General features: G+C 48.8%; 14 protein-coding genes. 4 read left to right on the top strand and 10 right to left on the bottom strand.

The annotated features are described in order from the left end of the window. Positions 1-659: hypothetical protein (locus AC27IB_RS13030; protein ID WP_487121369.1), on the top strand; the 659-nt coding region annotated here is incomplete at its 5' end. Between the two features lie 151 nt (positions 660-810). Here the strand turns inward: AC27IB_RS13030 and AC27IB_RS13025 are convergent. The 5 genes from AC27IB_RS13025 to AC27IB_RS13005 all read right to left on the bottom strand — a co-directional run bounded on the left by AC27IB_RS13025 (position 811) and on the right by AC27IB_RS13005 (position 6644). Then, the gene (locus tag AC27IB_RS13025; protein WP_487121367.1) at positions 811-1362 is read right to left on the bottom strand and encodes a hypothetical protein; all 552 of its coding nucleotides are present in this window, start codon (positions 1360-1362) and stop codon (positions 811-813) included. 33 nt (positions 1363-1395) lie between these two features. After that, positions 1396-1986, bottom strand: coding sequence for an outer membrane protein assembly factor BamE domain-containing protein (gene bamE / locus AC27IB_RS13020; RefSeq protein ID WP_487121365.1), 591 nt, complete (start codon positions 1984-1986; stop codon positions 1396-1398). A 69-nt stretch (positions 1987-2055) separates the two neighbouring features. After that, positions 2056-2901, bottom strand: a complete 846-nt coding sequence (locus AC27IB_RS13015; RefSeq protein ID WP_487121363.1) for an HDOD domain-containing protein — start codon at positions 2899-2901, stop codon at positions 2056-2058. A gap of 328 nt (positions 2902-3229) precedes the next feature. Beyond that, the gene (locus tag AC27IB_RS13010; RefSeq protein WP_487121361.1) at positions 3230-5128 is read right to left on the bottom strand and encodes an aminotransferase class I/II-fold pyridoxal phosphate-dependent enzyme; all 1899 of its coding nucleotides are present in this window, start codon (positions 5126-5128) and stop codon (positions 3230-3232) included. A 145-nt stretch (positions 5129-5273) separates the two neighbouring features. Next, a complete protein-coding gene (locus tag AC27IB_RS13005) occupies positions 5274-6644 on the bottom strand; it encodes a phage tail sheath family protein (RefSeq protein ID WP_296048638.1) in 1371 nt (456 codons plus the stop codon). Between the two features lie 235 nt (positions 6645-6879). Between AC27IB_RS13005 and AC27IB_RS13000 the strand changes: the two genes are divergently transcribed. Next, positions 6880-7923: a hypothetical protein gene (locus AC27IB_RS13000; protein ID WP_487121359.1), complete on the top strand. Its 1044-nt coding sequence runs from the start codon at positions 6880-6882 to the stop codon at positions 7921-7923. Positions 7924-7937: 14 nt separating this feature from the next. Here the strand turns inward: AC27IB_RS13000 and AC27IB_RS12995 are convergent, their stop codons facing one another. From AC27IB_RS12995 to AC27IB_RS12980, 4 genes are all read right to left on the bottom strand, one after another. After that, positions 7938-8441, bottom strand: a complete 504-nt coding sequence (locus AC27IB_RS12995; RefSeq protein WP_296048643.1) for a type II secretion system protein — start codon at positions 8439-8441, stop codon at positions 7938-7940. A gap of 109 nt (positions 8442-8550) precedes the next feature. After that, positions 8551-9777: an NADH:flavin oxidoreductase/NADH oxidase family protein gene (locus AC27IB_RS12990; protein ID WP_487121357.1), complete on the bottom strand. Its 1227-nt coding sequence runs from the start codon at positions 9775-9777 to the stop codon at positions 8551-8553. Between the two features lie 72 nt (positions 9778-9849). Next, positions 9850-9990 (bottom strand): hypothetical protein, encoded by a 141-nt coding sequence (locus AC27IB_RS12985; protein WP_487121355.1) that lies wholly within the window; start codon positions 9988-9990, stop codon positions 9850-9852. A 21-nt stretch (positions 9991-10011) separates the two neighbouring features. Further along, a complete protein-coding gene (locus AC27IB_RS12980; protein ID WP_487121353.1) occupies positions 10012-10266 on the bottom strand; it encodes a MerR family transcriptional regulator in 255 nt (84 codons plus the stop codon). Between the two features lie 141 nt (positions 10267-10407). Between AC27IB_RS12980 and AC27IB_RS12975 the strand changes: the two genes are divergently transcribed. Then, the gene (locus AC27IB_RS12975; RefSeq protein ID WP_487121351.1) at positions 10408-11274 is read left to right on the top strand and encodes a glycosyltransferase family A protein; all 867 of its coding nucleotides are present in this window, start codon (positions 10408-10410) and stop codon (positions 11272-11274) included. 6 nt (positions 11275-11280) lie between these two features. Here the strand turns inward: AC27IB_RS12975 and AC27IB_RS12970 are convergent, their stop codons facing one another. After that, entirely contained in the window at positions 11281-14421 is a 3141-nt protein-coding gene (locus tag AC27IB_RS12970) for a ligand-binding sensor domain-containing protein (protein ID WP_487121349.1), read from the bottom strand. 250 nt (positions 14422-14671) lie between these two features. On the opposite strand from AC27IB_RS12970, the gene gdhA reads away from it, so the two are divergent. Beyond that, positions 14672-16012, top strand: a complete 1341-nt coding sequence (gdhA, locus tag AC27IB_RS12965; protein ID WP_296048658.1) for an NADP-specific glutamate dehydrogenase — start codon at positions 14672-14674, stop codon at positions 16010-16012. Positions 16013-16023: the final 11 nt, after the last annotated feature.

The raw sequence follows: 16023 nt of genomic DNA, 5'->3' as shown, positions 1-16023 counted from the left end.
CTGTTTTTCTTTGTTCGAAAAGTTATGCAACCCTCATCACTCACGAGAGTTATTCGCGAGACTCTAACGATATTGTGATAAGAGGAGGGGGGCTGGAGTGGCTTATGTGGAACCAAACTTATGGATTATCCGCACACGAAGCGGTGGCAAGATACGAATCTAACGGTTGGTCGATAGCAACAAACTCTCAAATGGCAAACCTATTTAACTCTTTTAAGCTCGGTGAAACAGGTTTTCCTCTACCGTACCCACGCTCTCCCTTTGTTTCAGATGAAAATGCAGATCAGTTGATTGGTCCTCATGGGGATTCACAAGATGCAAATAACTCAGCGGCAATTGCATTTATCAAACTGTTCAGTGATCAAGAATTAGATTTTCAAGCGGGAGTAGAACAAATTCATGCTCATGCTTATTTTGGAGATGATGAAGATAATGATAATAAAATAAATAGAGCTTCTGTAAATCATGATCATTTTCCTGATTTTGGCTTTATTGTAAGTGATATTGGTCTTTCTAGTGACAATTTTGGCTACACTGAGGCGCTTCTGTTATCTACGGGAACGGCACTAGTTAGAAACATAAATGAAGTTAATAGTCCAAATAGTTTATTCTTACTAATTATGGGAATGTTCTTATTAGTAAGGTACAGGAGAAAATAGACTTGATGATTGGTTGGTTTGATTTACGGAGTTGCTTTTAAGGTTCAAAATGTTAGCGTTAGAGAAGTCATTGAGGCTCAGGGGTCGGAGGTTCAAATCCTCTCACACCGACCAATCTCTCCCTCGCTTTAAGCGATATCCCATTACTCTGTTAATCATCTGAACTGGCTTGCTGAATAGCACTTTTCGCTTGCTTGAACCTTGTCATATCCGCGATTAGCGCTTGATATTGTTCACGTAACCCAGGGTTTTCGGTTAGAAGCTTTATCAAATGCTCAGTGGCAGCTTTTTTCTCATTTTTCACCAATTCTCTTACGCCTGAAGAAGTCGGCAGCGGCTCAATTATGCCTCGGGTATCCTGAGCCTTAGGGATCATGGCGATTTGAGTTTCATGCGCTATTGCAGAGAGTTCGTATTGCGGGTAGCAAACCTTGCGAGCAATATGGCTACCCGATGGCTTTTCTATTCTGCATCTGATTTTGAACTCTTTCACATCTGTTAAGGCATTGTACATATCGTAAAACGCGAGTTCAGTTTCCACCAGTTGTTTTCGGTAGTAACTCAAGGGCCGTTGGCCAACAACGTCCACTATTTCTATATCTTCTGGTTTCTCGTCACTTTGAGCATGCACAAAAGTGCTAAAGCCCAACAATATAGCAAGGAGTAAACCGATACGAGTGTTTAGAGCAACGCCATTTTTCATGCTACGTCCTTGCAGATATTTATTAAAAACTTGCTAATCAGCATTCAGATTAAATGTTTCTACCCGTACAACCCTATCGTTGTGGGCAAAGGCAACATTAACAACGCTATTTTCCATCCTAAAAGTGCTCTCTGAGTGCGTTGTTCTGGGATAACTATAGACGAGTACATAGGCATGCTTAAGGTCTCGAGGATAGCGCTCGATGCCTGAGGGCTCGCCTAATAACTTTAAAACCTTATCTTTGCTGTCACCATTGTTAATTTTGCTTACGTTATGAGTTTTAAAAAACGTACTGTCTTCGACAAAAGAACTGCCAAACTGATAACCAGTCAGAATGCCTTCGTTGTTAAAGTTGAAAGTCTGAAAGCGCGATGCCACCCCATTAGGGGTAACCGCTTTGGCATTGCGATTGTGGTAAATATAGTTATAAGCCGTGCCCTGGCTTAAAGCGCTTGTAGTGTTTGGTTTACCCAGCAGCCCGATGATACCCTGAGTCGTTGTTTTTCCGAGAGTTATCTGCGGCTCTTCGAGCTTTTGAAAATCTCTGCCAATAGTGCTGACACAGCCTGTCAGCAGCAAAAGAATAAAGATGAAGCCGCAATAGCGAAGTTTCAGGTGATCCATGTTCTGCAATATCAGCCAGGTAACGGTGCCTATATCTATAGCATAGACTCGTTAATGGGGTCATTTTTATTAAAAGATATTAAATGCACTGGGATTAAACAGCTGAATAACGCTAATTAGCTGCATGTTAGTTTCATCCAGTGCACTTTCTGTGTCGTCCTCGGTGAGTTTTAGAGCAGCCAGCAAGGCTGGGCCGACGGGCGGATAACCTACGTTGATATCGGCATTCACGTTATCCTGCGCTAATAAATAGGCTTGTTTTACGATAAGCGCGTCGGTGTCTAATTGGCAAAGATCGGTTTCAAGCAGAGTGGAAATGGGGCGATAGATACTCGATGGTAAGCCCCAGTCTTTGATAAGTGCGGCGGAAAAATCACAATAGGTAAACCCCATGACTTCTTTCTGCAAATAGATTGATGAAGTGTCTTTATCGGTATTCAGGCAGCGTTTCGCCATGTCCGGGGCCACTTTAATCATGGCCAGCTCGCCTATGTTATGCAGCAAACCACTTACAAAAAAGCGCTCCGATTCCCGAATACGCTTTTTCTCGGCCAGGTGTTTGGCGAGCAGAGCACAACTTACGCTTTGCTCCCAGAAACGGTCGATATCAATAATGGTGGTTTCTACACTTTTTAAGGTGTGAGAAACCCCGTACGACAGGGCCAAATCGTAGGTTGCCCGGGTGCCTATTACCTGCACGGCTTTGGTTACCGTTTCGATAGGCGAAGTAAACTGGTAAAGCGCACTGTTGGCTATTTTCAGTAACTGTGAGGTTAACGTGGGATCAAAGCTGATGATCTCTGCAACATCATCAATCCTTGAGGCATCATCATCGATACAGGATTTTAACCGGGTTACCGAGTCTGGTAATACAAAGACGGATTCCGCTTGTTGCACTAATTCCGCTAGATTCATACATCGCTTCACTTTTTGTTCATTACAGTAATCCGTGGCGCTTACTGCTTATCCGTCACTTCAAACAACTCAATTTTTAATCAAAATACGTGTTCTCTGAAGCTATTAGAATGGGTTAATCACGACTTAGGAGTAGTAAATGATACTTAATCAGCTTGTAGCGACCGGTATTTTCCAAGCCCATAAGTAAATATAGTCCATATTTGGCCGACTATTGGTGCAACCAGTATGAAATGAGAAAATTAAATGGTTTGGTGCGGGCGATGGTGGTGAATGTTGACTATGGTGAGGCGAGGTTACCAGGTTTATACCCGGTAACCTGATGTGATTACTGCTCTAAAACGTAAATGTCGCCATCAATCAGCCCCTGAATGGTGAGTTTCTGGCTCGACAGGGCATTGAGGTAGTTAATGTGTTCGGCTTCAATGGTTTGTCCAGGCACCAATAGAGGAATGCCGGGTGGGTAAGGCGTGATTAACGCCGCCGCGATTCGCCCCACGCTGTTTTGCAGAGGGACGGTTTCCCGTTTACCAAAGAATGCCTCTGAGGGCAGCATTGCCAGACTAATCGGCGGGATCTTACTTGGCAGTTCTTTCTGGCGACTACTTTTACGTAACGACACATGCCCGGCATCGAGTTTATTCAGCGCGTTATAAAGGCGTACAATTTTAGAACGCATCCCGCCAAAGGTGAGCAATACCAGCAGGGTACTGTGGGTAAATTTCTCAATTTCCAGGCCTACCTCGTCCATCAGGAAACGATGAATTTCCTGGTTGGAGTAGGAGAGCGCAGAGATATCAATCAGGATCTTCAGCGGATCGTGACCAATATTATCAGCCTCAAAATGGCTGAACATGAGTTTGAAATCGTCTTTGCCTAAAATGCGAATGCGGCTGAACTTGGCAGCTTGCTCTTTAAATTCGCGCACGTGGTTTAGCAGGTTATTTATAACCTTGAAGCCTTCCATTTCAAGCTGTTTACGGCACACATCCAGCGATGCAATCAGGTGATACTGTGGCGAAGTACTGGTGTGAATGGCATAAATTTCTTTAAAGAAATCTTTATCGAAATCCGGATCGTTAATGTGAATGTAAGAGGCCTGAGAAAATGCCGATACCACCTTATGGGCTGAATGGGTAACGTAATCTGCGCCGGCATTAATGGCCGAGTACTCGCGGTACTGGGGATGAAACAAAGAGTAGGCAAACCAGGCCTCATCAATAAACACTTTGATATCGAACTGGTGAGCATAATCCACAACCTGTTTTAAATCGGTAAGCAGGCCATCGTAGGTACAGCCAGTCAGCACAATCAGCTTGGCGTCTTTATTGTCGCTGATAAAAGTTTTTAACTGGGTCAGCGAAGGCGGCGCAAAAATACCGTATTTGGGATCCAGAATACTGTCGAGATATAGCGGCAGGGCGCGGGCCTGCACAATGCCATAATGCACCGACTTGTGGCAGTTCCTGTCTACAATGACCTTATCTCCCTCACGCAGCAGCGTTTGCAGGATAATCTTGTTAGAGGTGGAAGAGCCGTTAGTCACAAAGTAAGAGTGCTTAACTTCAAAGGTGTTGGCAACCAGGTTCTGGGCTTTGCCAATGGCATTGGTGCCGTCAGATAATGAGCCTAAAGAGTCCACGCTGACCGACAAATCGCTGATAAACATGTTTCGGCCGAAAAACTTATAGAAGTCATGGATATAGCTTGAACTGCGGAAACTGGCGCCACCGCTGTGGCCCGGCGTGTGCCAGGAATCGTTGGTTTCTACCGCGTATTTCTTATAGGCCGTCCAGAACGGGGTTTCGCTACGATCGTCAAAGTCGTTGATAATATAGGCCAGGCAAGACTCCGGATCGGAAGTGATATCGTGCAGCGCAAAAAATGCTTCAATTTTGCTGGAGCGGCTGACAATATCAAAGCCCACCTCATCTTCACCTGTAACGTACACGGGGACTTCCAGACGACGTGATTTAATGGCATCAATAATGGATGAGTCGCGAATGCTGTCGCCCAGAGTTTCCCAGCTCAGTAAAACCGCCTGAATGTCGCCATCGCTGTCGAGCGCTGTTACCGCCGCTGATTCTGAATTAACGGCCAGAAACTCCAGGGTTAAGTCACTGCGATCGAGCACCGAGACCACCGATTCAAGGTGCTGTTGGGTAGTATTCAGCCGCGGCTTATTACGATCGATAATAAGCACTTTCAAACAGGGCGTCGCTGTCACTGGGTTTCCTTTTTGTAAATAATTGGCACGTAATTAGATGCCAGAATGATTCTGTTCCGGCATAGTGGTTTGAGCGTAATATACGCTATTTTTTACGCATGAAAAGCTAACAATGCGGTGCAAGAATAAAAACATTCACCTTGCATCAGGCCTGTTGTGAATGCAGCTGTAGCTGCAGAATGATAAATTCAGCAGGCCTCACTACAGCCATGCCAATTTCAATGTTCATCACTCCCTGATGAATGTCATTGGCGGTCATGGTTGTGCCCAGGCCACAGTGAACGTAAAAGGCATCGTCCGGCGTGGCAGAGGGCAGTGCACCTTGCTTCCATAACTGGGTCAGAAAGTGATTCACCGAACTTACTATTCGCGCCCAGGTATTGGCATCATTGGGCTCAAACACCGCCCAGGAAAGCGACTTCTCTACCGACTCTTTCACCATGTTGGCAAACCGTCGGGTGCTGATATAGCGCCATTCGTTGTCATTACCGGCCAGCGTGCGAGCTCCCCAGATTCGAATGCCACGGCCGGAGAATTCGCGAATAGCATTAATCGATTTCCCCGATGTGGTATCCGAATTTAACGTATTATTGGCCGTGTCAGAAATACTTATCATGGGGCTGCTGATACTGGTCAGCGCAACATTTGCCGGCGCTTTCCATACGCCGTCACTGGTATCAACTGAGGTCATAACCCCTGCCACCGCTACGGATGCCGGTAAGCAAACAAAAAGGTCTGATAACAAGGCATAAATGAGCTTAAAGAGTGTGGGGTCGTCGGCTTTTATCTGGCTAAGCTGGGTAGTTTTACCGTTATCGATGCTTAGCTGTACATGTTGATGGTGCTGCACTGATTGCCAGGGTTGAGTAGTGGTTAAAAAGGGGTAGTAACAGGCACCAAAATCAAGGTGGTTATAACCAAGGTAAGCGCGGTTGGTACTCAGCAGGGATGCGCTTAACACCTTATCCCCGTCAGGCAGGTCGAGAAGGGCTATCCGATCGGCTAGCGTGCTGCATTGCGAAAGCATCCTGTTAACCAGTTGCGTATAGTCGGCCGGTGCCAGCACTACACTCTCGGGTGTTAGAAGCAGGGTGATGTCGTCTATCGTCGCTGTTGCTTTCACGCCATCCTCAAGCGCTGATAAGCTAACCGGCTTTTGGTAATCCCCGGTCGATACCACGTAACATTCGTTTCCGCCGTTATCAAAAAACAGCCTGATGGCATACCACAGCATCTGGCGTGGTAATACCGGCGATATTTGTTTTAAGGTTATTCCGCCGGAGGCTGAGGCTAATTCTAAGTGCAGGGGTTCAGCTTCACTCTGGCCAAATAACTGGCAGTATTCCTTAAACGAGGTGATTTTGGTTGGCGTCAGGTGTAAGTCGCCGTCCTTATCGCGTGCCGCGGTTTGCGTGTACCCGACAAAAGCCGGTATCGCAGTGGGTACCGCCATGATGTCGGTACTGATGTTGGGGATTTCCTGAATATAAACGCCGGGATGCTTAAACTTGGGCATGGTCTTACCCTATGGTTGTTAAAGTCAAAAATCGCTACTGTACAGCGCAACCAGCATGTTGAAGATAGCATAGCATAATGTGATTAGTGGATTGATAGCATCGTTGAAAAGCATTTCCAATATTCAATAGTGTGAGAGATTTCATCTCAATACAGCACCACATTTTTTAGATGAATAGCAGTACATGGCGTAATGAAGTTCCGCGTGATGAGATATCAACCCAAGGAAAATAATTATGAAAATACTGACACTGCTTTGTTTACTCTTCCCATGGTCGGCTCTGGCTGCCACACAATCCATAGAGATCATTGATAAAATCAAACGTGAGCGTACTGATAATACTGACTCTCGTTATTTCAGTAAGTTTGCGCAATGGGGTGACAACGAGGTCGTCGCTCGCTACACCGATACAGACGGAACTCGACGTCACGCAGATGTTAGCCTGGGCTTTCGGTATCTGATGACCAATACTCCCATACCGCAAGGAAACGAAGCTGAGTATGCCGTTGCAATAGCATATCAGGGAGAGTTTGACTTTTTTGCACTCACGCGTAACTCCAGCCCGGTAGTGACCACACGCCATAATCCCAGTCTCTTTTACAGCAGAATGTGGGATCCCGATAAAACAGGTTTGTCATCATGGTTTGTATCGCTGGAGCATGAGTCAAATGGCCAGGTAACCGACACCTTGGAAAGGTTGCAAACTGAGCTAAATGCCTTTGCCGTGGATTATGAGGGGGATGAGGAGGTATCTGAATCCGATATATTTGAAATGGCTCAGCAAACCATTAGTCGTTCTAACAATTTTATCGCTTTTGGTGCGAACTACCGATTGAGTAAAAGCAGCGATAAGGAAAATTGCTTTAGTCGGTTCAATTGCATTTCAATATTCGCCAAAGTGAGACATCAACTCGATAAAGAGCCAGAAGACGGAATTTGGTGGCGGGCAGGAGTAGCCGCCGAACTACAAGATTATGTAGGAACTGAAATAGATATCAATGCGCCATTTCTGATAGGCAATGTAGATACTGCATTGCGCATTACTTATCGAACCGGTCAGCTAATCGGTGGTAGTCCTTTTAAGCGAAGCACCTTCGACCTGCGCTACTATGTTGACGTACCTGTAGGCCGAGGAATAGCCAGTATATTTGATAAGCCTGAGCTGGAGTTGTTTGCGATACCCATGGTCATCAGGTATCACAACGGATATCTCGACGAGCTGTATAATTATTCGCAGAGGGTGAGTTATCTGGCGCTAGGCTTACACGCCAGATATTAATCCTTGTGCCTGTTTTAGCAGTCGTCATCCAGAACGGTAATAGTCGGGCTACCACCCTCGCTCTGGGCTTCCTCGTAAATTACCTTGCAGTCTTCGGTTGAGCCTACGCCACTGGGCAGGATCGCAAACTGATCCGTTTGGGTGACTGCTGCCGGGGCGGAATCGGTGGATACGCCAATGCGAAAATCAGTGTTGTTCCCACTGCCGCTGCCGTTGATGTCGGCCCAGGCACTCAGGTTGGTGACCACATCACGGATGGCCGGGTAACCATATACTGTGTATACCGTACTGCCGTTAATTTGCAGGTTGTCGTCGTCGGAGCGTTGAATGCCGGCGATGGCTGCTTTGGCATAAACCAGTTGTGAGCCACCTTGCAGGGCAGACTTAACCCCTTGCAGCGTGGCTTTTCGGGCATCAGCCTGAAAATCAATAAATCGTGGTGCGGCGGTCACTGCCAAAATACCCAGAATCACGATAACTACAATTAATTCAACTAATGTAAACCCTTTCTGGTTCATGTTTACTCTCTTCCCACCTGATGGAACTTCCAAACGTGTGGGCTATTTAAACTTATCCTGGATAAAATTACCAGAGTCTTAATAACTACAAAGGCTTATCGGTTAAATGTCAGTGTTTTGCCATTTTGCGCTGGTAGCGCCGGGTGCGGCAGAAGTCTTCAATCTGTTGCGTTAAAAATGCCCAGAAGGGGGCAACCCCAGGTTGTGCTTTTTGCCGCTTACTGATTCTTCGTAACTGATATTTGACCATAGCCATATTAGCCAGCGAGGCCAGCGGTTTATTCTTCCAGCTCACCGGCCGAAGCTGTGGCGCTGGATCTTTTCCTTGTTGCCATAAGTTGGGCAATTCCGGACAAATGGCCAGCGTGGTGGCCATACCAACTATATCGACTTGCTGAGCGCGAACTTCTCTGGCTACGGCTAAACGGCGGATCCCGCCGGTCACCATTACCGGCATAGTCGCAATTTGCTTAAGCTCGGCTGCAAAGGTTAAAAAGAAGGCTTCTCGGGCGAGGGTGCTGCCGTCGCGGGCGCTACCCTGCATAGCAGGTGCTTCGTAACTGCCTCCGGAGAGTTCCAACAGATCAATGTTGAGTTCATTCAGCCATAAAACCACTTGTCGGGCATCATCGTAACTGAAGCCGCCCCGTTGAAAGTCTGCCGAGTTCAACTTTACCGCAATCGCAAAAGAAGGACCTACTGCGGCTTTGGTCTGTTTTATTACTTCCAGAAGCAACCGGGCACGTCCGGCCAGATTACCCCCCCACTGGTCTGTACGCTTATTGGTTAACGGCGAAAGAAACTGATTAATTAAATAACCGTGTGCAGCGTGAATTTCTACGCCATCGAAACCGGCTTGCTCGGCAAGTCTGGCTGATGTCACGAAGCGCGAGATAATGTCAGCGATTTTTTCATTCGTCATGGCCTGAGGCGGGTTAAAAAACGTAGACATTTTACCCAGCGCCATTGGTACTTCAGACGGCGCCCAGGTAGGTTGGCCCAGGCTGGCAGGCATTTGTCTGCCAGGGTGATTCAATTGCAGGAAGAAAGTGGCGCCTTGTTGTTTGCCAAGCGCAGCCCATTGCTGAAAAACGGGCAAATGCTCATCGTTTTCCAGCACCACACCACCCGGGCCGGTCATGGCGCGGCCATCAATCATAACATTGCCGGAAATTAACAACCCGCTTCCGCCTGAGGCCCACGCCGCATAGAGTGCCATCATTTGAGGTGAGGGCAGGTTATCGGCGGTGGCCAGGTTTTCCTCCATCGCCGCTTTGGCAATGCGATTGGGAATAACGATGCCATTGGGCAAGGTCAGTGGATTAAACAGTGACATAGTACCTCCTGAGTGTGGTCGGCAGATACTTTAAGGTTAAAGCTAACTTGAAGGTCAATAGAAAAAATAACCCTACGGGGTATTTTTCGACAAACTGAGCTCGGAGAGGACGCGTTTGGCGTTATCGGCGCAGTCCATGTCGTCCGGTTTGGCGGCAATGGTGTCGATAACCGACAGCAACTTTGCTTTGTTGCGGGCGAGTTTTTGCTGCAACTGTTCGATATCCGTTACCTTTTACTGAAGCGCTGTCATCAGTGCGTCATGCTGCCAGTTGTCATTACTCTGTGGTAACAGCGCGCGCAACTCATCCAGGCTAAACCCGGCCTGCTGACCGTTTACTATCAGGTTAAGTATCGACTCGGCTTGTGGCGGGTAAGAGCGATAGCCGTTGGCTGTTCGCTCAACCACATTTAACAACCCTTTCTCTTCATAAAAGCGAATTTTAGATTTTGCCAGTCCGGTACGGCTGGCCAGTTCACCTATCTTCATATGCGTTTGCATGGTTGGGATTTGTTTGAAGTGTAGTGGTTTCAGCAGCGTTTGTCTGGCAGTGATACAGGCTTACGGCAAATTTGTATCTGCCCGGCATACCCGGTAGATTGGTATCAGATGACTAAAAAAAGGACGATTATGTCAGGCACTTCCATCTACAACGTAGTGGTATTCGCCCATAACGAAGAGCAACGGATCACCCGTTGCCTCGAGAGTATACTGGCCCAGGGGGGGGATGGATTGCAGTATATTTATGTGTTGGTCAACGGGTGTACGGATGACACCGCCGATGTGGTTACCCGCTTTAGTGCCAATCAGCCAAAGGTTATTGGTGTCTGGCTGGATATGGCTGATAAAGCCGCCAGCTGGAACCATTATGTTCAGCATTTATCCAGTGATGCTGACCAGCATGTGTTTGTGGATGGAGACATTTATCTGGCCGATAACGCTTTGCCTGAACTGTTAGCGCCGTTACAGAATACCACACACGTTCTGGCTACGGCTGCCGTGCCGGCCAGTGGTCGAAGTCGGGTGCAGCGGCTTAGCAATATGCAGCGCTGGGGGAGGCTGGCCGGTGCACTCTATGCGTTAAGTGATGCACTGGTGAGTGAAATACGTGAAGAGCGCATAGCGTTACCTGCGGGGTTAATTGGCGAAGACTTTTTGGTGACCTGTCTGGTAAAGGGCAGTGTGGAACATCAGCAACTGTTTGCCCCGAGCAAAAGACTCAAGGTGGTGCCTGGGGCTCGTTTTCATTTTGATGGGCTGCGGATAATTCATTGGCAGCACTGGCAGGCAGCGATGAATCGCCTGGTGCGCTACCAGGTACGAGAACATCAGCTTAAACTACTGTTTCACTACATGCAGGATAAGCCACCAGCTCAGATGCCCGCGAATATCAGCGAGCTTTATACCGAGCTGGCTCACCTTATTCGTTATCAGTACCGGGGCCGGAATACGCCCGTGGATATGCTTGCCGTTCGCTTTATTAAACGGCAAAGCTGATCTGAACTACTGGCGGACCAGCACATTGGCATGGTCAAAAATACGCGCCGGCTGTTGTTTTATAAGTTCCATCGTACTGTCTGATACCGTTGATTTTACGCCGGTAATGCCCATCCAGGTATCGCGATTTCTGCGTTTGGCACCGTATAACGCGGCATCGGCAATCCCCACCGTGCTGTGCCAGTCGAAGCATTTATACAACTTCTGGTGAAGCGGATAAGCAGCAAAGCCCACCGAGCAGGTCACCTTAAGTTGTGTCTGCTCGTTAATGCTCATGCCGCTGGCATTTACGGCTTTTACGATGCGTTCCGCTAACAAGTAGGCCTCTTCCCGGGGCGTATCCTGCACTACGGCTAAAAACTCCTCGCCTCCCCAGCGCACCAGATAATCACTGTCGCGAAAGATTGCCGACAGACGTTTTTGAGTTTCTACCAGTACCGCATCGCCAGCCTGGTGGCCGTGGTTGTCGTTGATACGTTTAAAGCGATCCAGGTCGATAATAAAAAATAACATATCAAACTTAGCATCCGGCGCAGTATTGGTTGCTTGGCAGTCACTGTAGTAGCGATGTACGCGGCTGATATCCCGCTGCATATTCTGGCTTAAAAATCGCCGGTTATGTAAGCCTGTCAGTGCATCGGTTAAGCTGGCTTTTTCAAGGGCTACAGCTTGTTCACTGAGCTTTTCATTAGCAGCAAGCAGCTCTGCGGTGCGCTCAGCAATTTTTTGCTCAAGCACGTTCTGACGGTGGCGATAATGGCGCAAGCCTAACTGATGTAGCACGTAAATTGCGATAGCTAACAGTAACAGGCTGGCCAGGCTGGCGTAAGGGGTCTGATACCAGGCGGGTAGAACAGTAAAACGCTGGCTTAGCGTATCCTGCTGCCAGGTGGTACCGTTATTGGAGTACTGCAGTTCAAGGGTGTAATCGCCCGGTGCCGGCTCGGTGAGCGTAACAATACGATGATCGGCATCCAGTAAGGTCCAGTTTTCGTCAATGCCGGCTAAACGATAGCGGTATTGTACGTGTTCGGGATCCAGATAATCCTGCGCCACAAACTCAAAGGAAATACGCTTGGGCAGAGCGGATATTTTAATGCGTTCCTGCGCTATTACCGGGCGTATATTGCGGTTGTCGGCGGTAATGATTTCCAACTGAGTAAACGCCAGCTTTAGTGGGCTTATCTGGCGCGGCAATGCGTTGGGCGAGATAATGGTGAGTCCATCGGTACCGCCAAACACCAGCTCGCCTGCCGAGGTTTTGGTTGCCGCCGCCCGCGAGTAAGGGCTGTTAACCGCATTGGGGCCAGCGCTGATCACGCGCAGTATCTTTTGCTGAATATCAATCGCGGCTATCCCGCGCGAGGTACCTACCCATATCTGGTTATCACTTTCACCGGCAATGGCCATTACGTTGTCGCCCTGCAGTCCAACGGCTGTGGTGAATTCCAACCAACGGTTGTTAGTGGTGAGCACAAAGAGTCCGGCGCCACTGGTGGCAACCCAAAGCTGCCCAAGACTATCGGCATATAAATCCGCAATAAACTGTTGTGCCAGGCGAGGGTGACTGACTGGCTCAATATTGCTATGTGTCAGCAGGCCATCAATAAGTGTACCGCGCAGTAATCCTCGCCAGCTGCCTATCCACAATGACTCTTCGGTAACCAGCAACGATGCTATCCGGCGTTCGGCCAGGCTCTCTGGCAGGAGTTGAGTGGTTGGTTGGTCTGGCGCGGCTGGTTGTTGCCATAAGCCGTCGGTACCGCCTATCCACAGAGCACTGGAAGACTTCGCCAGCGCGGTGGTAAAGGTAGACGGACTTCTGCCGTCAATTTTAAGCGGTGCCGCCAGTTTGGTGTCGGCTGCAATGACAACCGAGGCAAAGTTTGCGGAGGCATACAGTGTTCCTGATTTATCAGCAAATAAGGTTTCCACCGGATCTGCGGAGTTTGGCCAGAGTGGCGCGGTGGTGCCTTGCTCTGGTGAAAACACTTCAAGACCCTGTTCGCCGGACCCTACTACCAGAGTGTTGCCAACTGCCTGTACTGCATGAACTTTCCGGTTTTGAAGGCTGCCTGGTTGCCCGCTGTCGCCAAAAATACGGGCGACGGCAACATTACTGGCATCATACACATTTAGCGTTGAACCACTGCCAATCCACACTAAACCTCTGGAGTCGCGAAATAACGACCAGATATCATTGTCGGTAAGGCTGGACGGTAGCAAACGATTATGCCTGAAGTGGCGTTTGTCGCGGGTAGTTAAATCAAGCTCAATCAGGCCATCGCCGAAGGTACCAATCAGCAACTTGCCGGGCCGAATTTCGGTTAAGGTAAAGATCCACGGGCTGGTACTCTGGGTCAGCGGGAAAGTGGTAAACCGGCCAGACTCAGATTGCACAAAGAGCCCGTTGGCGGCGGTACCTACCACCAGCTTGCCACTGCCAGTTGCACTGATGGCACTGACTCTGACCGCGGGAAAACCTGGCTGAGCCTGCAAGGAGTCAAAACGCTGATTGTGCAGTTCACTGCGGTATAAACCGCTGTCGGTCCCCGCCCAAAGGGTATTGTGTTGGTCGGTATACAGGGCGTGAAGGCGTTCACCCGGCGGGCTATTGAGCTGGCTGAGCTGCTCTGCTGCCACATTAAACTGATAGAGCTCGCGATCGCTGGCAAGCAGCACGATGTCGGTATCGGGCAGGCTGACTGCCACACCTGATTGAATTGCCATATCCTGCAGCAGGTCGGGGGCTACCGCGGTAAACGCAGTTGTGCCCGGTTTGAGACGGTAAAGTCCACTGCTGGTCGTCACCCACAGATGGCCTCTGGCATCACTAAAACCATGGTTTACCTGCAGTGCGCTAGTTTTGTCGTTAGCACCTTCAAAGCGAGCCCGTACCAACGTTTTTGAGTCCCAGCGCCACAGGCCATTGGCCGCCACCAGCCAGATAAAGCCTTGCTTATCTTCCAGTACAGCGCCAATTTGCCCCTCCAGCGGGGTTGAATTTCCTAGCGGGGAATGGAAAACCGGCTGCGCAAATTGCTGCCAGTTATGCCCGCTGGCCTGGGCTGAAGCGCAGGCAACCAAGACCAGCCAAAAAAGGCCAAGTTGCTTTAAAAGGCGATTAGAAATAGACAGAGCACGCACCACATCATCACTAATTTGCTTGCAAAATACCCGGCGAGAAACGGTGCATTCACAACTGTCGAAAAATTAAGCCTTTAGTATAAGGCGTAAACGTCAGTGTGCCAATCAATAAGCGTCACACCAACACTGTTTGTGAGGCGATTTCCGCGTAATAAAGTAAATAAAATCAGTAGTGGCTGTGGTTAAAAATGATCATCCGCCGGTAAAAATGAGTACCAGTTAGGTATTTTGTAATATTTAAAGGATTTGTATGACAGCGAAATCGAACTTAGACGAGTTTAACGAGTGGATAGAAAGCCGATACCCGCACCATCCGGAGTATTTGCAGGCCACTAAAGAGCTCGCTGCCGATGTAATGCCTGTTTATAACGCGCATGCTGATTACAAACGCTACAACGTTCTCAAGCGTCTTAGTGAGCCGGAGCGGGTGGTCCATTTTGCGGTGCACTGGATGAACGACAGCGGTGAGGTAGAAGTCAATCGTGGCTGGCGGGTACAACACAGCGGTTTAATTGGCCCTTACAAAGGCGGCTTACGCTTCCACCCCACGGTTAACGAGTCGGTGTTGAAGTTTCTGGCGTTTGAGCAGTCGTTTAAAAACGCACTCACAGGGTTGCCCATGGGCGGAGCCAAAGGCGGCTCAGAATTTAACCCTAAAGGGCGCAGCGATAGTGAAATTATGCGTTTTTGCCAGGCCTTTATGCAGGAGCTGCAACGGCACATCGGGCCGCGCACAGATGTGCCGGCCGGCGATATAAACGTAGGGGCCCGGGAAATTGGTTTTTTATATGGTCAGTACCGACGCATGCACAATGAATTTGGTGGCAGTCTTACCGGTAAAGACATCGATTTCGGCGGTAGTCACGTACGTACCGAAGCCACCGGGTTCGGTTTGATTTACATGCTGCAGTGCGTGCTAAAACACCATGGCGATGACATAGAGGGGAAACGGATTGCTATTTCAGGTGCGGGCAACGTGGCCTTGCATGCGGCACTCAAAGCTGCAGATCTCGGTGGCACGGTGATCAGTTTATCCAATAGTCGCGGGAGTCTGATTAAAGAAGAAGGCCTGAGTAGCGCAGATATTCGCTGGGCAATTGAAAACCGTATGAGTGAAGACAACATCCTGACCGCGCTGGCAGAAGAACGGGGCGGCAGTTGGTTTAGCGGTGAAAAGCCCTGGGGATATGCCTGTGATATCGCACTCCCGTGTGCCACCCAAAACGAGTTGGATGAATCCTCGGCAAAACTGCTGGCAGAAAATCATTGTAAATATCTGCTGGAAGGCGCCAATATGCCCACCACGCACGAGGCTAAAACGTTGATCTCACAATCCGGTATGGTATTTGTGCCGGGCAAGGCTGCCAATGCTGGCGGGGTGGCAATGTCGGGTATGGAAATGTCACAAAATGCGGCGTTTGAGCGTAAATCCTTCACCAAACTCGATGATGAGCTGAAAGCCATAATGACTTACATCCACGACCGCTGTGCCGAAGAGGGCAAAGAGGGCGACAAAGTAAATTATGCCAAAGGGGCTAATATAACCGCTTTCCGGCAACTTGCTAATGCGATGGTAGCGCAGGGCGTTTAATTCGCTGGCAT

The organism is Alteromonas sp. 4NH20-0104 (assembly GCF_057547795.1).
The sequence above is the reverse complement of the archived record's forward strand: the minus strand, read 5'-3'. Positions and strand labels throughout refer to the sequence as shown.